The organism is Bradyrhizobium sp. WSM1743, assembly GCF_000473065.1.
Taxonomy (GTDB): domain Bacteria; phylum Pseudomonadota; class Alphaproteobacteria; order Rhizobiales; family Xanthobacteraceae; genus Bradyrhizobium.
In genome coordinates this window covers 1-25426 of the sequence record NZ_AXAZ01000077.1, presented here as the reverse complement: position 1 = coordinate 25426, position 25426 = coordinate 1, and the positions used below count along the sequence as shown (strand labels likewise).

Here is a 25426-nt window from a genome sequence, read left to right as displayed (position 1 = left end):
GCTGAGCCTCGCCTAGGCGCGCCCAACCGCGCGCCTGGCGTGTAGTCCATTGCTCTTGCGCCTCGCTCGAGAAGCCACACGTGCTTGGCTGCAGCGGGGCTGGAGACGGACAATGCGAAGTCCGAAACAAACGCGACGCTCGCTTTTTTTCGCTACGCTCGGAGCGTTTCTGACAGCGAGGAGGTTCGCTGCGGCGCAGGAAGACCAGCCCGGCAGCAGCGACCGGCCGAGGAAAGGCGATCTTCTTGTGATCTCAGAGGGTGACCGCGCCGGCGCCCTCATCGTGCCCGATGACGTGAAGCTCGGTGAAGCGCCGCTGCATGCCTGGCCAAAGGACGCAAAGACTTCGGTCGTCCGCAACGGCTCGCGGCTGAACGAAATCCTTCTCATAAGGCTTGATCCCGGCGAGATGGATGAGGAGACTCGCTCGCGCTCCGCTGAGGGCATTGTAGCCTATTCGGCGATTTGTACTCATGCCGGATGTTCTGTCACCGGCTGGCTGAAGTCCGACGCAGGCGACAAAGACGTTCTCAAGTGTTTTTGTCACAATTCCGAGTTCAATCCCCGGGAAAGCGCGCAAGTCGTGTTCGGGCCAGCGCCCCGGCGTCTGGCGCCGCTGCCGCTTGCAATAGCCGACGGCTCACTCACCATAGCTGCAACATTCGTTGGAAAGGTAGGTGCTCAACAAGGAGGGTGACGAGTAGTCGCACCGGATTCCCGTGCCTCAGATGATGCCATTATTAATGCTGGGCAAGAGAAATAGCTTAGGGAGATGACGTCCATGACCAAAAGGCAATGGCTATTGTCGGGTTGTGTTGCGTGCACGACCTTTTTGTCAACCGCTGCATTTGGCGGTCCGATCGAAAATTACAGCCCGGTGACACAAGCCCGGCTGGAAAATCCGGAACCTAGTAACTGGATGCTGTACCGACGCACCTACGACGGGCAGGGCTACAGTCCACTCGGGCAGATCAACACCTCAAACGTCAAGAACCTCAAGCCGGTGTGGACTTTCTCCACTGGCGTGATCGAGGGCCACGAGGCGCCGCCGATCGTCAACAACGGGGTGATGTTCGTCACCACCCCGATGGGGCAGGTGATCGCGCTGAACGCCAAGACCGGCGAGGAGTATTGGCGCTACAAGCGCCAGCTACCGGATGATTTGTTTCAGCTGCATCCGACCAATCGCGGCGTCGGTCTGTGGCAGGACAAGCTCTATCTGGCCACAACCGATGATCACGTGGTTGCCCTCGATGCGAAGACCGGCAAGGTGGTCTGGGACACCAAAGTTCAGGACTATAAGAAAGGTCAATATCTCACCCTGATGCCACTCGTCATGGACGGTAAAGTCGTCGTCGGCGGCTCTGGCGGTGAGTTCGGCGTCCGTGGTTACGTCGTGGCCTTTGACGCGGATAGCGGCAAGGAGCTGTGGCGCACCTTCACCATTCCAGCGCCGGGTGAACCCGGCAGCGAAACGTGGACGGGCGACGACTGGAAGACCGGCGGCGGATCGGCTTGGATGACCGGCAATTACGACAAGGACACCAAGACCATCTACTGGGGCGTTGGTAATGCTGCGCCGTGGCCAGGGGACGCACACCCGGGTGACAATCTCTATACGAGCTCCGTGCTCGGCCTCGATCCCGATACCGGTAAGATCAAGACATATTTCCAGTACCATCAGAACGACTCCTGGGATTGGGACGAAGTAGAGGCACCGATACTGGTCGACCTGCAAAGAGATGGCCGCACGGTCAAGAGCCTGATTCATCCGGGGCGCAACGCGATCTTCTGGATCTTGGAGCGTAAGCCGGACAAGATCAGCTACGTAGCCGGTTGGCCCTATGTTCACACCGACGTTTGGAAAGGCATCGAGCCCGAGACCGGCAAGCCGATTGTCGACCCTGCGCACAAGCCGGTGCTCGGCAAGCGGGTCGAGTTCTGCCCGTCGCTGTGGGGCGGCAAGGACTGGCCGTCGGCGGCCTACAGCCAAAGGACAAAATACGTCTACGTGCCGGCCAACGAGAACACCTGCGGCGGCTTCACCGGCGAGAAGGTTGCGCTGAAGCCCGGCGAATTGTGGCTCGGGACCAAGCCTGAGGATATCGGTCTGACGATCCGTCCCGGCGCCAAACACATCGGTGAATTGCAGGCCTGGGATCCTGCAACGGGCAAGAAAGTCTGGTCGCACACGTTCCCGAAGTCGCAACTGTTCGGTTCTGTGCTCGCGACCGCCGGCGATCTCGTCTTTGTCGGTGGGACCAACGATCGCAACTTCCGCGCTTTCGATGCGAAGAGCGGCGAACTCTTGTGGGAGTTGAAGACAAACTCGGGCATCATGGGAATGCCGGTGTCCTATGAGGTGGACGGCACGCAATATATCGCAATCCAGTCCGGCTGGGGCGTCGACGGGCAACGCATCCAGGATGCGCTCGTGACCCAAAACATCGGGGTGGAAAACAACGTGCCGCAGGGCGGCGTGGTCTGGGTGTTCGCCGTGCAGAAATAGCCGCGTAAAGCCGCGAGGCGAGAAGCGGCGGACTAAAAAGGTCCGCCGCTTCCATGTCTATTTACCCTTGGTCTCAACCTTGGCTTTCTCGTCCTCGTTCATTTTCTTTACCGTCGGATCGCGGCTGGCCTCGCCGGTGGTCTGGGTCGTGGTGGCGGGCGGAGCGTTGCTGGGCACGGAGCTTTGACCGGCCGGATTCGCTTCCGGCCGGGTGGCGGTGGCGGGCGGCGGATTTGTCTGTGCGCTCGCCGCCTGAGCACTCAGAAGAAGGGCGCCCGACAATAGCGATGCCACAAGTACCGCTGGGGTGGCTTTCATTTGTCCGTCTCCTGTTCAGTTTACCGTTCAGATTGATGAGACGAGCCGTACACTAATATTCCGCCTCACGTCTCCAGCTGCTTACCGATCGGCAGCGCCCGGATGCGTTTCCCCGTTGCGGCGAAGATCGCGTTGATCAGGGCCGGCGCAAAGGGCGGGACGCCCGGCTCGCCGACGCCACTCGGGGGCGTATCGGGACCCGGCGGCACGATGTGGACGTTGGTCACCGCCGGAGACTCGTCGATTCGGATCACCGGGCAATCATCGAAGTTCTTCTGCTGAACCTTGCCGTCCTTGAAGGTGATCTCGCCATATTTGGCGAGGCTGAGGCCCATGATCGCAGCACCCTCAATCTGGGATTGGATGCGCTCGGGGTTGACGTAGGTGCCGCAATCGATCGCCGTGTCGACCCTTGGCACCGTCAGCTTGCCCTTGTCGTCGACGGCCACCTCGATGATGGTCGCGATGTAGCTGACGAAGCTGCGGTGCGCGGCGATGCCGAGGCCGTGGCCCTTCGGCATCTTTCGGCCCCATTCGCCCTTCTCGGCCACCAGCTCGACCACTCTGCGCAGCCGTGCGGTATCGATCGGGTAGCTGTCATAGGGCTCGCCATAGTTCCAGAGGTCCTTCACCGAGTCGAGCTTAAGGATGCGGGGCGAGCCGATCAGCTCGAGCAGCATCTCCTTCGGGTCGCGGCCGGTCGCATGCGCGATCTCTCCGACCATCGACTGCACCGCGAAGGCACGCGGGATGTTCGACACCGATCGGAACCAGCCGATCCGGGTGTGCGCGGCCGCTTCCGGGTTCTCGCAACTGACGTTGGCGATCTCGAACGGCATGTCGACGAGCCCCATGCCGAGCTCGAACGGGGCCTGATGCACCGTTCCGGCGGCAAAGGTCGACGCGATGCTGGGCGCTACGCTGCGATGGCGCCAAGCGGTCACCTTGCCGCTCTTATCGAGCCCTGCCTCGATCCGTTCCACGGATACGGTATGCAGGAAGCCGTTATGGATGTCATCTTCCCGCGTCCATTGCACCTTGACCGGTGCGCCGAGCTCCTTCGAAAGCAGCGCGGCTTCGAGGGCAAAGTCGCATTTCGATTTGCGGCCGAAGCCGCCGCCGAGCAGCGTGACGTTGACGGTGACGTTCTCCTGGGGGATGTCCAATGTCTTGGCCACGTCTTCACGTGTTCCACCGGCACTTTGCACCGGCGCCCAGATCTCGGCCTTGTCGCCTTTGACGTCAGCGACCGCGACTGGTGGCTCCATGGCGACGTGAGCAAGGTGCGGCAGAAAGTACTCGCCCACGATCACCTTGTCGGCGCCCTTCAGCGCGGCTTCCACATCACCTTCCTTGCGCACCACGAGGCCCGGCTTGCGCGCGGCCTCTTCGAGCTCCTTGCGATAGGCGCCCGACTCGTATTTGCCGTTCGGTCCGTCCTCCCAGACGATCTTCAGCGCATCGCGCCCCTTGATCGCTGCCCCCGTGTTCCGAGCGATCACGGCCACGCCGCCGAGCGGCTGGAATTTGGACGGCCACGGCCACCCCTTGACTTCCACGACCTTCTCGACGCCCGACACCTTCATGGCTTCGGACCCGTCAAACGAGACGAGCTTGCCGCCAGTCACCGGCGGTCGTGCGATTACCGCGTATTTCATGCCGGGCAGTCGCACGTCGGCACCGTAGCGTGCGGCGCCGGTGGTAATATCGTGCAGGTCGACAATTCCGATCGCGCCTTTGCCGAGATAGCGGAAATCCTTTGGGTCCTTCAGCTTCAAGCCTTCGACGCTCGGCACTGATTGCTGGGCGGCATCAGCGGCCAGTTCGCCAAAGCCAAGCTTGCGCCCGCTCGCGCCATGGACAACTTCGTGGTTGGAGGCTTTCACCTCGGTGGCTGGCACGCCCCAGCGCTTTGCGGCCGCCTGCTCGAGCATGGTGCGCGCGGAGGCGCCGATCTGACGCATGGGCATCAGATAGTGCCGGGTGCTGCGCGAGCCGTCGGTGTCCTGGTTGCCGAACTTGGCTTCGTCGCCATGCGCCTGCTGGACGCGCACCCGCTTCCAGTCGGCTTCCATCTCTTCGGCGACGATCATGGGCAGGCTGGTCCGCACGCCGGTGCCCATCTCCGCGCGGTGCGCGAGGATGGTCACAATGCCGTCCGATGCGATCGACACGAACACGCGCGGATCGACCACGGTGCCGTGCGGCATCTGACCGGCGCCGGTCTCGTAGGCCAAGGCCGGCCGCATCATAATGGGAGCGGCGAGCACAAAGCCGCCGGCGAGCCCAAGCCCCTTGAGGATGCTGCGGCGCGAAACGTTCTCGATCTTGATCTGCTTCTCAAAGCCGCGAAGCTTGCTGGGATGGTTGAGCATGTTCATGTCACACCCCCGTTGACGCGAGATGGACGGCGTTTTCGATGCGCTGGTAGCAGCCGCACCGACAGATATTCCCGGACAGGGATTCGCGAATTTGGTCATGCGACGGCTTAGGATTTCCCATCAGCAGCGCCGCAGCCTGCATGATTTGACCGGTCTGGCAGAAGCCGCATTGCGGGACGTTAAGCTGCCGCCACGCCTTTTGAACGGGATGATCGCCGGTTGGGTGAAGGCCCTCGATGGTCGTGACCTCGCGATCTCTGACGTCGGACACCGAGGTGACGCAGGCACGCACCGCCTGCTTATCGACGATGACGGTGCATGAGCCGCAGAGGGCCTGACCGCAGCCGAACTTCGTGCCCGTCAGTCCGATCTCGTCCCGGATGAACCAGAGTAGCGGCAGATCGGGATCGCCACCCCAGTTCTGTTCTTGGCCATTAATCTTCAGCTTGATCATGATGATCTCTCCCTCTTGGTACGGAACCGCCTGGAGCGTCTCATCGAGATGAGCGAGAAGAGCTTTCCTGAGAACCCTTGCGGTCAGCGCGTAACGACTGAGCTCGCTGAAGGACGGCACCGTGGAAGGCTGGTTTAAATGTATGTGTCTGGCGTCCATCCTCCTGTGTTGCTTTTGCTGTGTTCAAGGTATGGACGTCCATGAAGCTATCACAAAGCCGCAGGGGGTTCACAACGATTTGTTGGCTGTTGCATTTTCCGACCGTCGCGCCTGCTTGGGCTTTTTTTGATCATGGTCAGGCACAAGGGACGAGCTTCCACCTCAGGGACCGCTTCTTCGCGCTTAGCGGGAGCCCGGCACGATCAGGCCACCCTCGGGGTGCCTGAGAAAGAACGATGCTGACCTTCAGGCGGCTGCCGGTAAGCCCTTCTGAGCTCGAAGTCACCAGCCTATTCCGGCTGGGACGCCCGAAGGCTTGAGGCACGGCTCGGTAAGGAAAGGGTGCGCACCCAAACTCGCTATGCATTTCATCGGTGCCGGCAAAATGGCCTCAAGCCGCGCGAGCCCGCCCTTTGCGAGAGGACATAGTCACAGGACGCTTACTGCGACAATGCTTGCGCAGTTCATAGCCCAATCCTGGGTCCTTTAATCCGAGCGCCAGGGCCGGAATAGGTCGGGCATGCGAAGCATTGGCTGTCTACAATTGCAACTAAGGGCAAAAAGGTTATCAAATCAAGGTCGCGGACGTGGCGGAACTGGTAGACGCAAGGACTTGGAATCGCGCGGCGCCAATGAAATCGCTCTTCTTCCGATCTAACGCGGGCAGGCAATCTGCGTGAAGCGGATGGGAGACACGGCCGACGCCGCGATCGGGATCGGTCGCGTTCATTCCGGGCGGTAGGACCACGCCGCACGTGATCGGCAGCGAGAATTCAGGACCGCTCCGTTGCTAGTCGAGCTTAGCTCGGCTGGCCACGCCGCTCCATCTGTGGCAAGCTCGATTTTATTCAACGAGCTCAACAGGTATCTCGCCACCCGACATCGGGTGCCGTAGAGGCCAGCAGTTGAACCCCGTCTTTCGGTTCGGCGCGCATGGACAGCGACTTCCAGGTGTTATGGGAGGACGACGACCGCATCTTTTGCCGGGCATCGCGCCAGGGCTCCGATGGTGGCCGCAAATCTGTGCTGGCCGTGCTTCCCGCTGAGCACGCCCCATCAACGAGCCGGGATCGCCTGGCTCACGAATATGCACTAAAGGACGAACTCGACAGCGCGTGGGCCTTGCGGCCGCTCGAACTTGTCAGTGAGGGCGGCCGGCCCGTGCTGTTGCTCGAGGATCCCGGCGGCGAGCCGCTGGAGCGCCAGCTCCAAGCGCCCATGCAAGTGGGAACATTCTTGCATCTCGCCGTCCACATCACGGCAGCTCTTGGCAAGGTCCATCAGCGTGGGCTCGTGCACAAAGACATCAAGCCGCACAACATCATCGTGAATCGCGCGACCGGCGAAGTCAGACTCACGGGTTTCGGCATTGCCTCGCGACTCCCGCGCGAGCGCCAATCACCCGAACCGCCTGAAACCATCGCCGGCACCCTCGCCTATATGGCACCCGAGCAGACCGGACGAATGAACCGCTCGATCGACGCGCGCAGTGATCTATACGCGCTGGGCGTCACCTTCTATCAGATGCTCGCCGGGGCGCCCCCATTTACCGCAGCCGATCCGATGGAATGGGTGCACTGCCATATCGCCAGGAGGCCTGTGCCGCCCGCCGAGCGTCGGAAGCAAGTGCCCAATTTCCTTTCGGCCCTTATCATGAAGCTGCTCGCCAAGACCGCCGAGGAGCGCTATCAGACCGCGGCCGGTCTGGAGAGCGATCTCCGGCGCTGCCTCGCCGCCTGGGAGGCTCGGCAGGGGATCGACGACTTCCCCCTGGGCGAGCGCGACATCCCGGACCGGCTGCTCATCCCCGAGACGCTGTATGGGCGCGCGCGAGAGATCGAAGTCTTGCTCGCGGCCTTCGACCGCATGGTCCAGAGCGGGACGCCTGAGCTGGTGTTGGTCTCGGGATATGCCGGCATCGGCAAGTCAGCTGTCGTCAACGAGCTGCACAAGGTGCTGGTGCCCTCGCGCGGCCTGTTCGCCGACGGCAAATTCGACCAATACAAGCGCGACATTCCTTATGCCACACTGGCGCAGGCGTTCCGCAGCCTGCTCCGGGGCCTTCTGGCGAAGAGCGAGGTCGAGCTGGCGCCCTGGCGCGATGCCCTGCACAAGGCGTTAGGCCCGAACGGCCGGCTATTGGTGGACCTCGTCCCCGAGCTGAGGCTCATCATCGGCGAGCCGCCGCGGGTACCCGACCTGGCTCTGCAGGATGCGCAAAGGCGCTTCCACCAAGTGGTGCGGCAGTTCATCGGCGTGTTCGCGCGACCGGAGCATCCGCTGGCGCTATTCCTCGACGACCTGCAATGGCTCGACTCGGCGACGCTGGACCTGCTCGAGGATCTGCTGACTCAGACGGATGTGAGCCATCTCCTGATGATCGGCGCTTACCGCGACAACGAGGTCGATGCCGCGCATCCTCTGCGGCGCAAGATCGCCGCCATCAAGAACCGCAGCGGCATCGTTGAGGAGATCGCGCTGGCGCCGCTTGCCACCGAGCATGTCGGGCAGCTGATCGCCGACTCGTTGCGTTGCGAGCCGAGTTATGCCGCGTCCCTGGTGCAGTTAGTGCAGGAGAAAGCGGGCGGCAATCCGTTCTTCGCCATCCAGTTTCTCCACGAGCTCGTCGAGGAGCGTTTGCTTGCGTTCGATCATACGTCATCGTGCTGGTCGTGGGATCTCGATCTCATTCGCGCCAAGGGCTATACCGACCATGTGCTGGACCTCATGGTCGGCAAACTCGCGCGCCTTCCGGCCAACACGCAGGCAGCGTTGCAGCAGCTCGCCTGTCTCGGTAACACCGCCACGATGACGCTGTTGGCCCTTGTTCTGGGAAGATCGGCGGCTGAAGTCGACGCAGCGCTGTGGGAAGCCGCGCACGAGGAGCTGGTCGAGCGACGGCAAGGCTACTACAGATTCACCCACGACCGGGTGCAGGAAGCCGCCTATTCAAGCAAACCGGAAGCCGAGCGTGCGGAAGCCCATCTCGCCATCGGCCGGCTGCTCGCGGCGAATACTCCCACAGAGCAACACGGGGACGTGATCTTCGACATTGTCAATCAGCTCAACCGCGGCGTTGCGTTGATCACCTCACGAGACGAACAAGCGAAGCTGACCGAACTCAACCTGCTCGCAGCCAAGCGCGCCAAAGTGTCTACCGCCTATGATTCGGCACTGACTTATCTCAATGCCGGCGCGGCCCTGTTGCCGGAGGATTGCTGGGAGAGCAGGCATGAACTTGTCTTCTCGCTGGAGATCAACCGGGCAGAATGCGAGTTTCTGACCGGTGCGCTGGCGGAAGCGGAGCGACGCCTGATGGCTCTCTCAGCCCGTGCGGCCGGCCCTGTCGAGTTAGCCACGGTCTCATGCCTGCGCATCGACCTGTACACGAGGCTCGATCGGAGTAGCGATGCAATTGCTGTTGCTCTCGATTACCTCCGCCACCTGACCATCGACTGGCCACCCCATCCGACGGACGAGGAGGCGCGAGGTGAATACGACCGCGTCCGGTCCCAACTTGGCGGGCGCCGTATCGAAGCTCTGATCGATCTGCCCTTAATGAGTGATCCGATGTCTCTCGCGACTCTGGGCGTGCTGACCAGGCTGCTGCCGCCTGCACTATTCACGGATTTGAACCTCTTTTCCTTGACCGTTTGTCGAGCGGTTAATCTCAGCCTTGAGCACGGAAACTGCGATGCCTCGTGCGTTGCCTATATGAGGCTTGGGATGATTGCCGGTCCTCGCTTCGGCGACTACGAGGCGGGATTTCGATTTGGTCTGCTCGGATATGAATTGGTCGAACGGCGCGGATTGACGCGATTTCATGCGCAGACCTACATGCTCTTCGGAGCGCACCTCGCGCCATGGACGCGACATGTCCGGAGTGCGCGTGATGCGCTGCTTCGGGCTTTCGACGTCGCAAACAAAACAGGCGACCTCACGTTCGCCGCGTACGCCCGCGTCAATCTGAATTCGAATCTGCTCGTGGCTGGTGACCCGCTCGCCGAGGTGCAACGCGAAGTCGAGAGTGGCCTCGCGTTTGCGAAAACGGCACAGTTCGGGCTGGTCGTTGACGTTGTCGTCAGCCAACTGCAGCTCATCCGGACCCTGCGGGGGCTGACGTCGAAATTCGGCTCCTTCGACGATGAGCAGTTTGAAGAGCTTCAGACGGAGCGCCGGTTCGCCGAGAATGCCAACCTCATGCGAGCGGACTGCTGGTATTGGATCCGAAAGCAGCAGGCGCGCTTTTTTGCAGGCGACTACGCGGCTGCGATTGAGGCGTCACAAAGGGCGCAGCGGCTGCTGTGGACGTCTATATCGCAGCTCGAAACTGCCGAATACGAATTCTATGGTGCATTGTCCCTCGCGATGGCCTGCGCCTCCGCCGCGCCTGCCCAGCACCGGGAGTACCTCGCGGCACTGGCGGGGCACCGGCGACAGATCCAAATCTGGGCAAAGAATTGTCCGGAGAATTTCGAGAATCGCGCTGCGCTGGTCGAGGCGGAGGTCGCCCGCTTGGAGGGCCGCGAGCTCGATGCCGAGCGCCTCTATGAACACGCTATCCGCTCGGCCCGCGCCAATGGCTTTGTTCAAAACGACGCGCTTGCCAACGAACTGGCCGCACGCTTCTACGCGGCCCGCGGATTTGAGAGAATCGCTCGTGCGTACCTGGCCGACGCTCGGCGTGCCTATTTGCGGTGGGGGGCTGATGGCAAGGTGCGGCAACTCGACCGCGTCTATGCCCATCTGGCAGAGGAAACAGCGGCGCTCGGCCCGACGAGCACGATCGGAACCCCCCTGGAGCAGCTCGACCTCGCCACCGTCATCAAGTTGTCGCAAGCGGTCTCGGGCGCAATCGTCCGGGAGAAGCTGCTCATCACCGTCATGCGCACCGCTATCGAACACGCGGGCGCCGAGCGCGGCCTGTTGGTTCTGTCGCACGGGACCGAGTTGCGAATTGCCGCTGAAGCGACCACCGACGGCGACACGGTCGTCGTGCAGCTGCGCGACGAGCCCGTGACTGCAGCGCTCCTGCCGGAGGCGATCCTCCACTACATCTTGCGTACGCGGGAGAGCATCATTCTCGATGATGCCGCAGCCCAGAAACCGTTTTCAGCGGATCCCTACATCATTCAGCGCCAAGCGCGCTCTGTTCTCGGCCTGCCGGTGATCGCTCATGCCAATTTCATCGGCGTGCTGTACCTGGAAAACAATCTGGCTGCGCATGTCTTCGCGCCGGGTCGGATCGCGGTGCTAAAGCTGCTCGCCTCGCAGGCGGCAATCGCGCTGGAGAATGCTCACTTGTACCAGGATCTCGCAGAACGCGAGGCTAGGATTCGGCGCCTGGTCGAGGCCAACATCATCGGGATTATCATCTGGGAGCTTGGAGGTCGGATTCTGGAGGCGAATGATGCGTTTCTCCGCATCGTAGGATACGATCGCGAGGATCTCATTTCGGGACGTCTACGCTGGACTGACCTTACACCGCCGGAGTGGCTCGACCGCCACATGCGATTGTGGATCCCGGAGCTAAAGATGATGGGGAGCGTGCAGCCGTTCGAGAAGGAATATTTCCGCAAGGACGGCAGCCGCGTGCCCGTGTTGATCGGCATGGCTGCATTCGACGAGCGACGAGATTACGGCGTCTCCTTTGTCGTCGACCTGACGGAGCGCAAGCGGTCGGAAGAGGCACTGCGGCAGAGCGAGGAGCGCTTTCGCACCCTTGTACAATTCTCCTTCGACGTGTACTGGGAATCCGATGCGCAGCATCGCTTCACCCGCCAGGAGTTCGGCGAACGTCTTGCCGACGCGCCGGCGCCTGGCTCTGAAATTGGGAAGACGTGGTGGGAAGTGCCCTATTTGGAGCCTGACGCGGAAGCCTGGCGCAAGCACCGGGAGACGCTCGATGCCCACCTGCCGTTCCGTGATTTCGAGCTGGCGCGGCCTACGCCTGACGGCGGCAAACGCTACGTGTCCATCTCGGGACTGCCGGTCCTCGACAATGCAGGGCGCTTCATCGGTTACCGCGGCGTCGGACGGGACACCACCGAGCGCAAGCGGGCCGAAGAGACCTTGCGGGAGGTGCAAAGGGAATTGGCGCATGCGAACCGCCTCGCCACCATGGGTGAGCTCACGGCCTCGATCGCCCATGAAGTAAGCCAGCCGATCGCTGGCGCATCGATGAATGCCGATGCCGCCCTGCATTTCTTGGACAGAAACCCGCCGGCTGTTGGGAGAGCCAGGGACATGCTCGGTTATGTTGTGAACGACACTGATCGAGCCCGCGACATCATCGGGCGGATACGTGATCTCATCAAAAAAGCACCGCCGCTGAAGGATCGCCTGGATATCAACGAGGCCATCCGGGGCGTGATCGAGCTCGCCCGCAGCGAAGCGGTGAAGAACGACGTCGCGATGCAGACGGAACTCGGAGACGGTTTGCCACTCGTCGAAGGCGATCGCGTCCAATTGCAGCAAGTGATCCTGAACCTGATGGTCAATGCCATCCAAGCCATGGGCACGGTCGCAAGGGGATCGCGAAGCGTGCTCATTACGACCGCTCGGGCCGAATCTGACGGCATTATCGTCGCGGTGAAGGATTCGGGACCAGGATTGGCCCCGGACGCTCTCAAGCGCATCTTCGACCCCTTCTACACGACGAAGCCTGGCGGTCTGGGGATGGGACTGTCGATCTGCCGCTCGATCATCGAAGCGCATGCCGGGCGCCTGTGGGTGACCTCCAATGCGCCCCATGGCGCGACTTTCCACTTCACGGTGCCAGCCCACCCGGGCAGCGCGTCGTGACCATCCCGCATGGGTTGCTTTTGAGACCCCGCTCCGGCGTTCACGCCAGAAGTGTCAATCTGGAGTGGGCCCTGGGCCGGACAGGGGCGAATTTGCCGGGCTTTCGAAGGACGAAAGCCCATGGCCGAGCACCGCATTCAGAACATCGAGTTCAAGCGTCAGCCGCCATGTTGCAACGACTGACAGCGATCACGACCAGCCTCCCGGGGCCGCCACAGTTGGCGGCCTCGTTCATGTCCGGCTGAGATGTCGCCTATTGGGCCCGTGACTGACCTTAGTTCAGAGCGCGGCGACGGTCGCTTTCGGGAGGTGAGCCGACCAAAATCTTGTAAGCTGCCGAGGGCTGCCTCTGACCCGATGTATGGTCCGGCCGCGCGTTTCAAGAGGTTTCGTCAAGTCAGATGGCGGCAGAAGGCGCATCCACGTCGGCGCATGCGCGTTTATTCGAGAACCTCATATTCGAACGCTACGCCCTCAGGGTCGTTTTCCTCGAACCATTTCTCTGCGGCATCCTGGTTAGCGAACACCTTAACGTGGTCCTTATCGCCAGCCTGCTTGCCGGTGTTGACGTATACGAAGACTGTCATAGCTCGCGCTCCATCGCGGGATGGCTCCGGTTCTTCACCTTGATCCAGTACTTCTGCCGGCCGCCACGGTATGGCCGATCGCGATGCTTGGAGACCAGGCCCTCCAGGCCCATGCGGCACGCCGCGCGAAACAGGTCGGGCCCGATCTCAACGCGTTCGAACGGCGCGACACTGATCCCGTCCGGCCTGCGCGCCAATAGCTGCTGCAGATTTGCTTTGCGCATGTGGAGGGGCAGGGACCGCAAATCATCCCCGCCCATCGCGAGGATATCGAAGGCGTAAAGCTGCACCTCGTGGTCGTCTTGCCGGCTGTGCAGCGCGTTGAAGTCGCTGATGCCGGGCTTGGCACCTGCGAGACGGGGGAGCCCGGCTATTGGAAGCACCACGATCGCGACGGGGATGGAATTTCTTGCGAGCCATGGCCGTCACGGCGGGGAGCTGCTGCTCGGCCATTTTCGTTTGCAACGGGGGCAGACCGGATCTTGATGGCGCCCGGCACGTCAGCAGCCGAGGCCAGAGCGGACGTGATGGCGACGCGGCCAAATCGACGCGAATGACCCGAATCGGACGTTTGGCAATCCGACAAGAGACGTCGTGCGGGAATGGTCGAACAGCTCGCTGCAAACAGAAGGGATGGCCCGCAGTTCAATGCAGCCTCACCCCTCCATCCGGCCTTACCCAGACCGTCGACGAGATGCGCGTGGTCTTCTGGACGAAACCACGGAGCTCTGTTGCGGACATACATATCTAATGCCCCCGGAGCGCGCGAGACGGCCTTTTCCAGTTCTTCCTTCGCTTCCGCTGTGCGGCCAAGCTGGCCCAGCGCCGCCGCGGACCAGCGGTAGATCATCGGAAAATTGGGATACGACCGGATCAGGCGTTTTGCGGCCTCGATCGAAGCCTCGTATTCGCCGCAGAAATATAAACCGCACGCGATGTGCAACAAGCGGACTGCCAGATAGGGATCGCGGGGATCGAGCCTGATACACACGTTGAGAGACGTGACCCCCTCCTTGTGCCGAATATGTGCCGCTACATCGCGACCTCCCTCGATATTGACGGCCCTGTCTCCAGTCCGGTGAATCACGAGAGTTGGCACCCGGACCGCGGGTAGAATCCCGCTGATTTCGATCTGACTATTCATGCGCATGAGAGCGGCCACGGCGGCCGGGCTGGCGCCGAGCCGCTCGTTGCGCCCCCACCAGCGCTGGAAACTTGCATCATTAGCGCGGCGAATGACTTCCGTGGGTGCTCAAACCAAACCAACTCGTCAGTTGAGCTAAGCCGCCGAACTGGCTCGACCTAGATCATCCGCGCGGCTAGTCCGCCATCCGCACTCCGGACGCCCGACGGTTGCGCATCAGCCGAACGCCAGCTCAGGCGGACGGGCGTCCATCACCGAGCTCGGACAATTCCTGCGGGCGGGCGACAACGGACCCGAACACCAAGCCCTGCTCGCGTTGATCGGGACGTCTCGCCGGTACTAACACGGCGCATGTCGCGGGATAGCCAAAGGTCGCTGCGAGCGGCCCGCTGTTCTGAATGCAAGCACTCGCGCAGATAGCCAAAGGCGGCGGTCTCCGGTTCCTTTAGGAATGGGCAGCCGTACTCACAGACGGAGAAGCTGCGGGAAGGGCAGGTACGTTCCAGAGGTGTCGTTATGCCTCGCATTGACATAGACCACAAACACAGTCGAGCAATTGCTAAAGAAACTGGAGAGAAACTGCGGGCGGCACTGAAGCCTGAGCCGGAACAACCGGAGAACCTTAAGACGCAAATCCCAGCGTGCGGCAAAAGCAAAACCGCGCCGTTGAGGCGCATGCGAAAGGTTGCATCCGGCTACTCGTTCGAAGCTTGTAGCGCCGCTTCTAATTCTGCGACGATTTCGTGCAAGAGCCCGAGTGCGAGCGGATCGGTGACGTCGCGCTCCATCATGCGATAGCGCATGATCTGATTTTGAAGCTCTTGCTGTTCCTCGTCGTCGTCCATCACGCGCTCCGCAATTGAGCAATGACGCCGAACGAGGCCGATAGTTGCCGGGAACTTTGAAAAATCTTGGCCGGAATTGAGGCGGTGCCTAACGGGGTGGCTGCAATTCAGCCGACGCCATCCACCTGTCCATCCGAGACACCGTTTCGATCTGGCGCAGTCTCCGCTCGATCAATTCGCGCTGTTCTTGTCGGCTCGCATTTTCCAGTTGCACCTCGAGGCGAGCTTTTTCAGCGGACAAGAGTTCGCGAAACGTGTGCGGACTGCGATGCATCGCTCTCTCCTATGTACGTTTGGCGGGAGAACGATGTTCGCTCTCTCAGCCACCGCCGCCAGGGTAGTTGGCCGGTGATATCGGTTAACGAACTACTGGCCGGGAGCGGTCCAACCGGGGTCGCAAGCTAAATGGGTTCCGTGGAGCCCATTCAAAACATCCCGATTAAAGCGACCTCGATCAGGAAAGTGACGCCCATAATGGTGACAGTGAGAATTGCGTCTCCCGGCGATACAGGGGTCATTGCGTGCCTCGCACCTTGCGAAGCCCCGAAGCCCAAGAGCCAACCTGCCAACGTTGGGAATGTTTCAGGTTCCAAGCGCGTTAGGCACGACATGCCTACCGCATTTCGAGTTCGCTGATCGCCTGCGCTGAAATCTGTGCAGGGTCTTTGATCCCGGTTTGGGCGATCTTGATGATTGTCTTCGCCACCAATTCCGTGAGCGGATCATCGCGATCTTTAACACAGAGGGTACGTAACGTTTGCTCGTAAGCCTTGATAATAGAGGCAATCTCTTTCGGTGCCATCCCGTGGGTTTGTAAGTGCAGGTAAATCGCCATGCTCGCCCTCCAAAGCCCTGCCGATGATCCGGAATAACTAACATGGAACCGGGCAGGCGTCGCCTGCGCGCCGGAATGTGGGCACCTGCCGATGATGCGTTCTCAGTAGCTTTACTGAGATGGCGGGCGCGAAGAACAAACGGAGCCCCCCGCTTTCATCGGGTCCTACCGATCCGGAGGGCGCGCGGGTACGCGGGACCGCCCGCTTTGCGGAGATTTCGCGGCGGCGTTTTCGGCCTTTGGTTTCTCGCAAAAACGGGCTTTCCCGGGCTATAGACCGGCCCTTCAGGCAGCAAATCATGGATGCACTGGCGAGCAAGCCGGCCGTGGAAACATGGCCGATTGAGCGTTTACGGCCCTATGAGCGCAATTCGCGCCGGCATTCGGCCGAGCAGATCGAGCAAATCGCCGCGTCAATCCGGCAATGGGGCTGGACCATGCCGATCCTCGCGGCCGATGACGGCATGGGTTCTCGCCGGTCATGGGCGCCTCGCCGCCGGCAAGCTGCTGGGATTTACCGAGGTCCCGGTCATCGTGGCGCGCGGATGGACCGATCAGCAAAAGCGCACCTATGTCATCGCCGATAATCGGCTGACCGATGCCAGCGATTGGGATGACGAGTTGTTGCGGCTCGAATTGGCCGACCTCGTCGAGGGCGATTTCGAGATCGCGCTGACCGGAATAAAATAAGAGGACGAGCTATCACGGCTGTCCGTCGGCGTCGGCGAGCTTGAGCACATGCCGGAATTGCCGGACGGTGATCGGTCGCCATTCCGCGACATGACGTTCATTCTGTACGGCGATCAATTCGGGATCGTCGAGCGCGCGATAGCCACGGCGACCAAACCACGTGAGCCGAACACCCCCAATCGATCGCCCCAAGGCAATGCGCTCGCCGCGATCTGCGCCGAATATCTAGAGCGCGTCTCATAAATCGAGTCTGATTGGTGCGGCTTACGCGATGTCCACTATGCCCCGATATCGACCAAATGAAGGTAACTGGACTAGCTGCCTGTACGAATAATGTCGGCTACTTCCCCAGACGAAAAGCGCACTAAGTGGACCGGAGCGCGCGGAAAAGCTGCACGAGAGAGAGCGTCACGATCAGCACGCCTACGGCCGTGGTCAGACCCCGAGCTGGGACATGCTTCACAAACCAGCCTCCGAATGGCGCAGCGAGCACGCCGCCAAGCACGAGTGGAATGAGGTGTTCCAGAGGCACGGCACCAATTTCCGTGAAAAAAGTGGTTGCCGCCGAGACGGTAACGCAGAACTCAGCTGTATTGACCGAGCCTACGGAGTAGCGCGGCGCGTGCCCTGACCCCACGAGCGTTGTTGTTGTAATCGGTCCCCACCCGCCGCCGCCAGTCGCATCGAGAAACCCTGCGCCAAATCCGAGCGCTGCAGCCCAGCCTGCGGGAGTTCGTGGTGTCGGCGTGATCCGGCGCGATTTCCAGAGAATATAAAGTCCCATGATAAGCAAATAGGCGTAGACAAAGCGGCGCGCGGCTGTGACTTCGATGTTCGATAGAACCCAGGCGCCTAAAATCGCGCCCAACACTCCTGTCACGCCCAAGCGCGCCACCATCCGCCAATCCACATTGCGATGATAGATGTGCGAAGCCGCCGATGCGCTCGTGGTGAAGACTTCAGCCGTATGAACCAGCGCGCTAGCATGTGCCGGCGGCAAGCCTATAGCCAACAGCGCGGTGTTCGTCAGCACGCCGTAGGCCATACCAAGCGCACCGTCGACCAGCTGTGCCACGAACCCCGCGGCGAACAAAAGCCACCAGATGTCCACAGAATTACCTCCGACGATGGAGGCAATACTATCAGTCTTCGATCAATGTTCGCTGTTATTGAGGCTGACACATCCGGTCACCCGCAGAGGGGCATTCTCGACCCGGTCGAACCAGCGGCAAGTCCGGCAACATCCGCCATGCCTAAAAGCTGAAGTGAATTCAGAGAATTGGCGTCTCCGCGGTGGGACGTTGTCGGTTGATGGTGCCGCCTGTAACTCCCGAACCGGAGCCTCGAATCATGCGCTACTCAGTGACTAGCCATGGGACAAGCTAAGAATCTCCGCGTAGCGCCCATCTCGAAGAAAGACGCAGACGCGCTGATCACTCGGCTGCACTACAGCCACAAGACCGTCAACAACGCTTTCCTCGCGCTCGGCGTCTTTTTGAACGGCCGGCTCGAAGGCGCGATGACGTTCGGCCCGTCAATGGATAATAGCAACATTCTCGGGCTCGTGCGCGATACCACATGGAATGGCTTTCTCGAATTGAACCGGTTGGCGTTCTCGGAGGCGCTGCCGAGGAATTCGGAAAGCCGTGCGCTCTCGATCGCCCTGCGGATGATCAAAAAGCATTATCCGCACATCGAATGGGTGATCTCGTTCGCCGATGGATGCCAGTGCGGCGACGGGACGATCTATCGCGCGGCCGGCTTCGTCCTGACAGGGATCAAGTTGAACAAAAGCCTTTTGCGACTGCCCGACGGCTCGGTCACGCACAAGATGACGCAAGTGACCGGAAAGAACCGGGCGGCTCATTTCGCCAAGACCGGAGGTTCATGGTCCGGCCAGGGCGCGCCGCTCGACGGCTACCAGACGCGATATATCTATTTTCTCAATCCCGAGGCGCGGGCGCGGCTCGCTTGCAAAGAAATCCCGTATGCGGAGATCGAGCGGCGCGGCGCCGGCATGTGTCGCGGAATTGCGCGTGGTAAGCAGGCGATGACCGAGGCCCCCTCGGAACAGCGGCGCGGCAGCGGCGACCACCACGCTCCAGTTTGAGCGGACACGTCGGCTTTGGAGGAGAAGCAGAAATCATGTGCTCGTTCCGAGCCTTACCGGTTTTGACCCGGAGCGGTCCTTTGATGCAGTTACTTGAATCAAGCTGCCTTAGCCGACCCTCTCCCACACCAGCTTCAGGCCGGCATCTCGGCCCCGCTATAAGTGATACACTGACCCGCGTAAGACCAGGGGAGGTGAGCATGGCCCTGCACGGGGTACTACATCGGACCTGTCTCTCTGACTGCTGGTGTGGTCGATGAGCACTCTCGATCTTCCGGTGACGCGTTACGCCCGAAGCGGGGAGTTGAACATCGCCTATCAAACGATGGGCGATGGGCCTATCGACCTTGTCATCGTCCCTGGAATGATCACTCACGTGGAGTTCCTGCACGAGATACCCGGCTACACCGACTTCCTGCGCCGCCTTGCGATGTTCGCGCGGGTCGTCACCTTCGACAAGAGCGGCCAAGGTCTGTCAGATCGAGCTTTCGGCGTGCCGTCTCTCGAACAGCGCATGGACGATATCCGTGCGATCATGGACGACATCGGATCGACGCGCGCGGCTCTGCTCGGCTGCTCCGAAGGCGCGCCGATCAGCGTGATGTTTGCCGCGACCTACCCGCAGCGCACCTCGCATCTTATTCTTTACGGCGGCTTCGCACGATTCACCGCGGCGCCCGATTATCCGTTCATCCGCACCGAGAAGGAATTGGCGCGGCGCGTTGAGGATATTGTGGCGCATTGGGGAACGGGCACATTGGCCAGTAATATCTCCCTGCCTAGCCTCGCGAGGACGCCAGATCTCATCAGTCAGCTTGGCAAACTGGAGCGCCTCACCTTCAGCCCCGGCGCCCTCCGGGCGATGTATCGGCAAAATGCGCTGATTGACGTGCGGCCCGTGCTGTCAGCCGTGCGGGTTCCGACCTTGGTGCTCCACCGACGTAGCGACGCGGCCATGCCGGTGGAGAACGGCCGCTATTTGGCCTCGCGAATTCCAGGGGCGAAATTCATCGAGTATGGCGATTGCAGTGACCACCTCATTTTCGCGGGTGATTGGCCGAGCTTGTGCGGCGATATCGAAGAGTTCGTCACCGGCCATCGGGAGATGACCGTGCCCGATTTCGACCGCGTATTAGCGACGGTGCTCTTTACCGACATCGTCGATTCGACCCGGCGCGCGGCCGAGATAGGCGATCAGGCATGGCATCGGGTGCTCGATGAGCACGACCGCACGGCGCAACGGATCGTGACGCAGCATCGAGGAAATCTGGTCAGAACGACCGGCGACGGGGTCCTCGCCACCTTCGACGGACCGGGGCGGGCGATCCGTTGCGCGCTGGCATTTGAAGCCGCAACAGCCCGCATGGGGTTGCCGGTGCGGGCGGGTCTCCATACCGGCGAGGTCGAACTGCGCGACGGTGACATCGGCGGCATCGCGGTCCACGCCGCCGCCCGCGTGATGGCGCACGCCGGGGCGGGCGAAGTCCTGGTCTCGCGCGTGGTCACCGATCTCGTCGCGGGCGCCGGGCTGAAATTCTCCGAGCGCGGGGCGCACGAGTTCAAGGGCTTGTCAGGACGCTGGGATCTCTTTGCGGTGAGCGCGTAGATAACTCGATACCTTGCTTTGGCTGGGCACGGGTGCTCTCACGCTAGTCGGCGCAAGACCGGCGAAGGCGCTGCAGCGGCCTACGCCGGATGATGCGCTCAAGAACGCGATGCGCGAGGCGGACAAGGAAGATCGTGCGGCGGCTTAATGCGCCTCTGCCCGGCTCAAATCTAATCAGCTCGCGCCGTCGGTATAACCGCTTCTGGCCCGAAGCTGCCCTGGGCTGAGCGCGGAGCAAGGCCCGCTTCCAAGAGGACAACGGAAGGTTGTCGACCCAGTTCCGGTCTTCCGCCTGTGACCCAAACCGGTCATTTCGAGAGGACGGCACCCTAGACAGGCTATCTCCCTTGAGGGATCATGCGGCGCCAAGCGTACCCTGGGGCGCCATCATGGACGTCGAAGGTTGGCTACGGAGGCTTGGCCTCGAACAGTACGAGGCGGCATTCCGAGAGAATAAGGTCGACGACACGGTCCTGCCGAGCTTGACTTCGGAGGATTTAAAGGACCTTGGTGTCGAATTCGTCGGGCATCGTCGTAAGCTGCTCGAGGCCATCAGTGCCTTGCGCGCTGAAGCGAGCGCACCAACGCCCCTATCCAAGACCTCTCCCGTAACCGACAAAGCCCGCACCGACAGCGCTGAGCGGCGCCAAGTCACAGTCATGTTCGCAGATCTTGTAGGTTCGACGGCGCTCTCGGCACGTATGGACCCTGAGGACTTGCGCGAGGTCATCTCGGCCTACCAGACGTGCGTCGCCGATACGGTGTGCCGTTTCGGAGGGTTCGTCGCCAAATACATGGGCGATGGCGTTCTGATCTATTTCGGTTATCCGGCAGCCCATGAGGATGACGCCGAGCGTGCAGTTCGGGCCGGCGTAGCGCTGATCGATGCGGTTGCTGCCCTCTCGGCTCCTGAGCCGCTGCAGGTGCGGATTGGAGCAGCCACGGGACTGGTTGTCGTTGGCGATTCGATCGGGTCCGGAGAAGCGCGGGAGTGGGGTATTGTCGGCGAGACGCCCAACCTCGCGGCGCGCCTCCAGGCCATTGCCGAGCCAAACACGGTCGTAATTGGTGAGAGCACGCGCAGGCTTCTCGGCGATCTCTTTGAACTACAAGACCTCGGACCAAAGGACGTCAAGGGAATTGCGAGGCCGGTGAGAGCTTTCATTGTGCTGCAGGCAAGTTCTATCGAGAGCCGGTTCGAAGCGATGCACCCCGGCGGCCTAACTGCACTGGTTGGACGAGAAGAAGAGCTTGAGGTGCTTTTGCGCCGCTGGCGCAGAACGAAAACCGGGGAAGGCCAGGCGGTGTTGCTATCTGGCGAAGCCGGGATCGGCAAATCGCGACTGAGCGCGGCGCTTCTGGAACACCTCGCCGTCGAGCGGCACACGCGCCTGCGCTACTTCTGCTCTGCGCAGCATACCGACAGCGCGCTTTACCCTATCATTGGACAGATGGAGCATGCCGCAGGATTAGCGCGCGACGACAAACCCGCAAGCCGGCTCGACAAGCTCGATACGGTGCTCGCGCGGACCTCAACGTCAATCGAGGATGCCGCGCTCTTTGCCGCTATGCTGTCGCTACCAAACGATGGCCGCTATCCCACGCTCGAGCTCGCCCCGCAGCAACGTCGTGAGAGAACTCTGGAGGCTCTTATTTCACAGCTGGAGGTGCTAACATGTCAAAGTCCGGTGCTGATGATTTTCGAGGACGCTCACTGGGCCGACCCGACGAGCTTGGAAGTGCTCGATCGGGTCGTAGAACGAATTCGCACCCTTCGCGTTCTGGTGCTTGTGACGTTCCGGCCAGAATTCGAGCGGTCGTGGTTCGCTCAGCCGCACGTAACGGCTCTCACCATTAATCGACTGGCAGAGTGCGAAGCCAGCGCAATGATCGACCAAATCGTCGACAGCAAGCTGCTGCCGGAAAGCGTTCGGCAGGACATCATCGAGCGCACCGATGGCGTCCCCCTGTTCGTGGAGGAGATGACGAAGGCGGTGCTGGAGGCCGGAGGCGAGGACGCAGAGCAGCGGACCCTCCTCGCAGCTCCGTTGCCGGTCCTCGCGGTGCCCGCAAGCTTGCATGCGTCCCTGATGGCGCGGCTGGACCGACTCGGTGTCGCCAAGGAGGTTGCCCAGACCGGAGGGGTCATCGGGCGGGAGTTCTCATATGAGCTTCTGGCTGCTGTTTCAGGAGACAGAGACGAGGCACTTCAAAGGTCACTGGAACGACTCGTCCACTCTGGACTGATCCTCCGTCGCGGAACAGCCTCGCGACCAACCTTCCTGTTTAAGCACGCTCTGGTTCAAGACGCGGCGTACAGTAGCTTGCTACGCAGCAAGCGCTCAACGCTGCATGGCAAGCTGGCGCATGTCTTGGAGCATCAATTTCCCGAACGCGCGGAAGCGGAGCCGGAGCTTGTCGCTCATCACTTCACGGAAGCCGGACAGGTCGAGCCCGGCATTTCGTACTGGTTGAAAGCTGGCCGACGTGCCGCGGAACGCTCGGCAAGCGCAGAGGCATTGCGGCATCTCAGCCGAGGTTTGGCTTTGCTATTGAAATTGCCAGACTCGATTGAGCGGGATCAGAGCGAGCTCGAATTCCAGGTCGCCTTAGGAACGCCGTTGGTCGCAGCGCACGGCTGGGCGAGCCCAGAGGTAGCCACTGCGCGTGCAAGGGCGGCTGAGCTATGTGAGAAACTGGGGGACCCAGAGCACCTTCTACCGGTCCTGTTTGGACAGGCCATCTATTGCATCAACCGCGGGAAGACCTTGGATGGACTGGGCATGGCTGATCGCTGTTGGTCGGTAGCCAAAAACAGGGGGGATCGTATTGCGCTGCTAGTAGCGCACCGCGCAATGGGCAGTGCACTCCTCCAGCTCGGAAGATTTGCGGATGCCAAAGCGCATCTTGAACCGATTCTTCGGCTCCATGACCCAGAGCGGGATCGCGCCCTGGCTTCCCAGTACGTGGTCGATCCGGCTGTTTCGGGCGGGTCATTTTGTGCGTTGGCGCTTTGGATTTTGGGATATCCAGACAAAGCATCGACAGTTCGGAACGAGGTATTCAGTTTGGCGCCAATACTAAATCACGCGAACAGCAGTGCATTTGCTTGTTTCTTTGCCGGGGCCCAATTGAGCGAATTACTTGGTGACCTTGAGGGCCTCAATGGTTTCGTCAAGAGGACCATCGAGCTCTCTCAACGATATCAACTGCCAACCTGGAATGCGCATGCAACTGTCTTGGCAGGCTGGGCGCTGGCTCAAAGTGGTCAACTTCAACGGGGGATCATCCTGTGTGGCGAGGGAATAGCGAAACTGCAAAAGATCGGGACCGAATATCATCTCTCGCATTATTTTTGCTTGCTAGCGATAATGTGCGCAAGGATCGGCGATCATGAGGCAAGCTTGCGGGCTTTGCGCGACTCAAAAAATCATGTGACAGCGACCAAAGAACATTTCTGGGAAGCGGAGCTACATAGAACGGAAGGAGAAATAGGTCTGTCACTAGATGAGCCCATAAACATGTGCGAGGAGTGCTTCCTGCAAGCAATGAACTTGGCCCGGAAGCAACAGGCAAAATCGTTTGAACTCCGAGCTGCCGTCAGTCTTGCTCGCCTCTGGAAAAAACGGAATCGGGTTCGGGATGCCCGCGATCTTATCACCCCGCTCTACGGCTGGTTCACGGAAGGCTTCGAGACGTGCGACTTGAAGGAAGCCAAGGCGCTGCTTGACGAGCTTGCGTGATGAGGCAATCCAAATGACCAGTGAGTTCCGGTATTGGCCCATCAGCGAAGTCGCGGCACAAGGCGTTAAGGTCCGCTTAGTAGGACGGAGCGGACTGGATTTGCTCACTCTGAGGTCTTCGCATTTTGACCCGCAGCGGTCCTTGCGCGCGGTAACCCATCGCAACGCAGCATTGCCGGGCGCGCAATGCGCGAGATCATCTGATATTGTCGGTCTCGTCACCGTGCACGAGAGAGTCGAGTGAGACGGCGCGAGTTTGTCACGATACTGGCGGAGCGGCGGCGATGCCGTTGGCGGCGCGCGCGCAGCAAGCGGCGCGACCGCCGCGGATGGCGATGTTCCATCCGGCAATCCCGCCCGCGCTCCTGACTGAAACGGGCGGGGGCAGCGCATGGCGCGCCTTTTTCGGCGAGTTGCGCCGTTTGGGTTACGTGGAAGGACGGAGTCTGATCATCGAACGCTACTGGGCCGAGGGACGTCACGACCGTTATGCCGAAGTGGCCCGTGAAATCGTGACTCGCAACCCGGATGTCATCGTCACCGGAACGAATCCCGTCGTAACCGTGTTCAAGGCCGCAACCACTACGATACCGATTGTTGCTTTCATGCTGGATCCGCTGCAGGCGGGACTGGTGACCAACCTGCACCGGCCCGGCGGCAACCTCACCGGCATCACGCTTGATGCTGGCATCGAGATCTGGGGCAAGCGGTTGGAGTTCTTGAAAGAGGCCATTCCTTCGATGCAGAAGGCCGTATTCCTGGGGATGCGCGGCGGATGGGAAGGGTCTGTGGGGCAAATCCTGAGGGATACCGCCGCGCGTTTGGGAGTTTCGTTGGCTTTTGTCTTTCCGCAGGAGGGGAGCCCCTCGGAGATTGAGCGCGTCTTCAATGCGATAGCGGAGCAACGGCCGGACGCGGTGCTGGTGAGCGGAGAGGGCGACCTTTACGCCAACCGCCAGCTCATCGCCGAGCTCGCCGAGAAAAAACGTTTGCCGACGATATGTCCTTACCGCGATTACGTCGAAGCCGGCGCGCTGATGGGTTATGCCCTCGATCTNTCGGAGCTGTTCAGGCATTTGGCCGATGACGTGCACAAAATCCTGAAAGGTGNCAAACCGGGTGACATTCCGATTTATCAGGCGATCAAATTTGAACTCCTGATCAACCTGAAGGCGGCGAAAGCATTCGCCCTGACCCTGCCCCCAGCGTTGCTCGCGCGCGCCGACGAGGTGATCGAATAA

Annotated in this window: 18 protein-coding genes and 3 pseudogenes; 11 read left to right on the top strand and 10 right to left on the bottom strand. The window is 61.0% G+C overall.

The features are described 5' to 3' along the window. Window positions 1–112 precede the first annotated feature (112 nt). Both YU9_RS43090 and YU9_RS0132210 read left to right on the top strand, forming a co-directional pair. Window positions 113–697 carry a ubiquinol-cytochrome c reductase iron-sulfur subunit gene (locus YU9_RS43090; RefSeq protein WP_036018665.1) on the top strand — a complete coding sequence of 195 codons (585 nt, stop codon included), beginning with the start codon at window positions 113–115 and terminating at the stop codon, window positions 695–697. Between the two features lie 84 nt (window positions 698–781). Then, window positions 782–2509, top strand: coding sequence for a methanol/ethanol family PQQ-dependent dehydrogenase (locus YU9_RS0132210; RefSeq protein WP_027576488.1), 1728 nt, complete (start codon window positions 782–784; stop codon window positions 2507–2509). 57 nt (window positions 2510–2566) lie between these two features. Here YU9_RS0132210 and YU9_RS0132205 read toward each other — a convergent pair whose 3' ends face one another. From YU9_RS0132205 to YU9_RS0132195, 3 genes are all read right to left on the bottom strand, one after another. Further along, window positions 2567–2827, bottom strand: a complete 261-nt coding sequence (locus YU9_RS0132205) for a hypothetical protein (protein WP_027576487.1) — start codon at window positions 2825–2827, stop codon at window positions 2567–2569. Window positions 2828–2892: 65 nt separating this feature from the next. Next, on the bottom strand, window positions 2893–5208 hold the full coding sequence (locus YU9_RS0132200; protein ID WP_027576486.1) for a molybdopterin cofactor-binding domain-containing protein: 2316 nt from the start codon (window positions 5206–5208) through the stop codon (window positions 2893–2895). Window position 5209: 1 nt separating this feature from the next. Next, window positions 5210–5662 carry a (2Fe-2S)-binding protein gene (locus tag YU9_RS0132195; protein ID WP_027576485.1) on the bottom strand — a complete coding sequence of 151 codons (453 nt, stop codon included), beginning with the start codon at window positions 5660–5662 and terminating at the stop codon, window positions 5210–5212. Window positions 5663–6754: 1092 nt separating this feature from the next. Between YU9_RS0132195 and YU9_RS0132190 the strand changes: the two genes are divergently transcribed. Further along, on the top strand, window positions 6755–12625 hold the full coding sequence (locus YU9_RS0132190) for an AAA family ATPase (protein ID WP_027576484.1): 5871 nt from the start codon (window positions 6755–6757) through the stop codon (window positions 12623–12625). Between the two features lie 440 nt (window positions 12626–13065). On the opposite strand, the gene YU9_RS49325 is transcribed toward YU9_RS0132190, so the two are convergent. Next, window positions 13066–13212, bottom strand: a complete 147-nt coding sequence (locus YU9_RS49325) for a hypothetical protein (protein ID WP_164939228.1) — start codon at window positions 13210–13212, stop codon at window positions 13066–13068. After that, a pseudogene (locus YU9_RS43085) lies at window positions 13209–13550 on the bottom strand (DNA ligase); the annotation flags it as partial. The pseudogene YU9_RS43085 and the gene YU9_RS49325, both read right to left, overlap by 4 nt. On the opposite strand from YU9_RS43085, the gene YU9_RS51235 reads away from it, so the two are divergent. Beyond that, the gene (locus YU9_RS51235) at window positions 13437–13769 is read left to right on the top strand and encodes an excalibur calcium-binding domain-containing protein (protein ID WP_371259232.1); all 333 of its coding nucleotides are present in this window, start codon (window positions 13437–13439) and stop codon (window positions 13767–13769) included. The pseudogene YU9_RS43085 and the gene YU9_RS51235 sit on opposite strands and share 114 nt — an antisense overlap. 206 nt (window positions 13770–13975) lie before the next feature. Here YU9_RS51235 and YU9_RS51230 read toward each other — a convergent pair. The 4 genes and pseudogenes from YU9_RS51230 to YU9_RS0132160 all read right to left on the bottom strand — a co-directional run. Beyond that, window positions 13976–14062, bottom strand: a pseudogene (locus YU9_RS51230) (hypothetical protein); the annotation flags it as partial. A 989-nt stretch (window positions 14063–15051) separates the two neighbouring features. Beyond that, the gene (locus tag YU9_RS49320; protein WP_198028335.1) at window positions 15052–15201 is read right to left on the bottom strand and encodes a hypothetical protein; all 150 of its coding nucleotides are present in this window, start codon (window positions 15199–15201) and stop codon (window positions 15052–15054) included. 88 nt (window positions 15202–15289) lie between these two features. Further along, a complete protein-coding gene (locus YU9_RS48315) occupies window positions 15290–15475 on the bottom strand; it encodes a hypothetical protein (RefSeq protein WP_027576483.1) in 186 nt (61 codons plus the stop codon). Window positions 15476–15814: 339 nt separating this feature from the next. Continuing rightward, window positions 15815–16036, bottom strand: coding sequence for a hypothetical protein (locus tag YU9_RS0132160; protein ID WP_027576482.1), 222 nt, complete (start codon window positions 16034–16036; stop codon window positions 15815–15817). A gap of 119 nt (window positions 16037–16155) precedes the next feature. Here YU9_RS0132160 and YU9_RS51225 point away from each other — a divergent pair. The 3 genes and pseudogenes from YU9_RS51225 to YU9_RS44795 form a co-directional block, all read left to right on the top strand. Further along, window positions 16156–16464 (top strand): annotated as a pseudogene (locus tag YU9_RS51225) (hypothetical protein); the annotation flags it as partial. A 28-nt stretch (window positions 16465–16492) separates the two neighbouring features. Further along, window positions 16493–16726 carry a hypothetical protein gene (locus YU9_RS48310; protein WP_027576481.1) on the top strand — a complete coding sequence of 78 codons (234 nt, stop codon included), beginning with the start codon at window positions 16493–16495 and terminating at the stop codon, window positions 16724–16726. A 48-nt stretch (window positions 16727–16774) separates the two neighbouring features. Then, the gene (locus YU9_RS44795) at window positions 16775–16969 is read left to right on the top strand and encodes a hypothetical protein (protein ID WP_051380589.1); all 195 of its coding nucleotides are present in this window, start codon (window positions 16775–16777) and stop codon (window positions 16967–16969) included. A gap of 121 nt (window positions 16970–17090) precedes the next feature. Here YU9_RS44795 and YU9_RS0132145 read toward each other — a convergent pair whose 3' ends face one another. Beyond that, complete coding sequence (locus YU9_RS0132145) at window positions 17091–17837, bottom strand: sulfite exporter TauE/SafE family protein (RefSeq protein WP_027576480.1); 747 nt, start codon at window positions 17835–17837, stop codon at window positions 17091–17093. A 261-nt stretch (window positions 17838–18098) separates the two neighbouring features. Here YU9_RS0132145 and YU9_RS0132140 point away from each other — a divergent pair, with 261 nt between their 5' ends. The 4 genes from YU9_RS0132140 (at window position 18099) to YU9_RS43070 (ending at window position 25426) form a co-directional block, all read left to right on the top strand. After that, window positions 18099–18836: a hypothetical protein gene (locus YU9_RS0132140; protein ID WP_027576479.1), complete on the top strand. Its 738-nt coding sequence runs from the start codon at window positions 18099–18101 to the stop codon at window positions 18834–18836. 256 nt (window positions 18837–19092) lie between these two features. Then, complete coding sequence (locus YU9_RS0132135; protein WP_027576478.1) at window positions 19093–20442, top strand: adenylate/guanylate cyclase domain-containing protein; 1350 nt, start codon at window positions 19093–19095, stop codon at window positions 20440–20442. A 389-nt stretch (window positions 20443–20831) separates the two neighbouring features. Beyond that, window positions 20832–24185 carry an adenylate/guanylate cyclase domain-containing protein gene (locus YU9_RS0132125; protein WP_027576477.1) on the top strand — a complete coding sequence of 1118 codons (3354 nt, stop codon included), beginning with the start codon at window positions 20832–20834 and terminating at the stop codon, window positions 24183–24185. Between the two features lie 284 nt (window positions 24186–24469). After that, window positions 24470–25426, top strand: a complete 957-nt coding sequence (locus YU9_RS43070) for an ABC transporter substrate-binding protein (RefSeq protein ID WP_051380588.1) — start codon at window positions 24470–24472, stop codon at window positions 25424–25426.

What these genes read in the sequence shown, in the direction of transcription:
- YU9_RS0132195 (WP_027576485.1), bottom strand. Translation starts at nt 5,662, where the DNA reads ATGATCAAGCTGAAGATTAATGGCCAAGAACAGAACTGGGGTGGCGAT.
- YU9_RS43090 (WP_036018665.1), top strand. Translation starts at nt 113, where the DNA reads ATGCGAAGTCCGAAACAAACGCGACGCTCGCTTTTTTTCGCTACGCTC.
- YU9_RS0132210 (WP_027576488.1), top strand. Translation starts at nt 782, where the DNA reads ATGACCAAAAGGCAATGGCTATTGTCGGGTTGTGTTGCGTGCACGACC.
- YU9_RS49325 (WP_164939228.1), bottom strand. Translation starts at nt 13,212, where the DNA reads ATGACAGTCTTCGTATACGTCAACACCGGCAAGCAGGCTGGCGATAAG.
- YU9_RS0132135 (WP_027576478.1), top strand. Translation starts at nt 19,093, where the DNA reads ATGAGCACTCTCGATCTTCCGGTGACGCGTTACGCCCGAAGCGGGGAG.
- YU9_RS0132200 (WP_027576486.1), bottom strand. Translation starts at nt 5,208, where the DNA reads ATGAACATGCTCAACCATCCCAGCAAGCTTCGCGGCTTTGAGAAGCAG.
- YU9_RS48315 (WP_027576483.1), bottom strand. Translation starts at nt 15,475, where the DNA reads ATGCATCGCAGTCCGCACACGTTTCGCGAACTCTTGTCCGCTGAAAAA.
- YU9_RS48310 (WP_027576481.1), top strand. Translation starts at nt 16,493, where the DNA reads ATGACGGCATGGGTTCTCGCCGGTCATGGGCGCCTCGCCGCCGGCAAG.
- YU9_RS49320 (WP_198028335.1), bottom strand. Translation starts at nt 15,201, where the DNA reads ATGGACGACGACGAGGAACAGCAAGAGCTTCAAAATCAGATCATGCGC.
- YU9_RS0132140 (WP_027576479.1), top strand. Translation starts at nt 18,099, where the DNA reads ATGGGACAAGCTAAGAATCTCCGCGTAGCGCCCATCTCGAAGAAAGAC.
- YU9_RS0132205 (WP_027576487.1), bottom strand. Translation starts at nt 2,827, where the DNA reads ATGAAAGCCACCCCAGCGGTACTTGTGGCATCGCTATTGTCGGGCGCC.
- YU9_RS44795 (WP_051380589.1), top strand. Translation starts at nt 16,775, where the DNA reads ATGCCGGAATTGCCGGACGGTGATCGGTCGCCATTCCGCGACATGACG.
- YU9_RS0132125 (WP_027576477.1), top strand. Translation starts at nt 20,832, where the DNA reads ATGGACGTCGAAGGTTGGCTACGGAGGCTTGGCCTCGAACAGTACGAG.
- YU9_RS0132160 (WP_027576482.1), bottom strand. Translation starts at nt 16,036, where the DNA reads ATGGCGATTTACCTGCACTTACAAACCCACGGGATGGCACCGAAAGAG.
- YU9_RS0132190 (WP_027576484.1), top strand. Translation starts at nt 6,755, where the DNA reads ATGGACAGCGACTTCCAGGTGTTATGGGAGGACGACGACCGCATCTTT.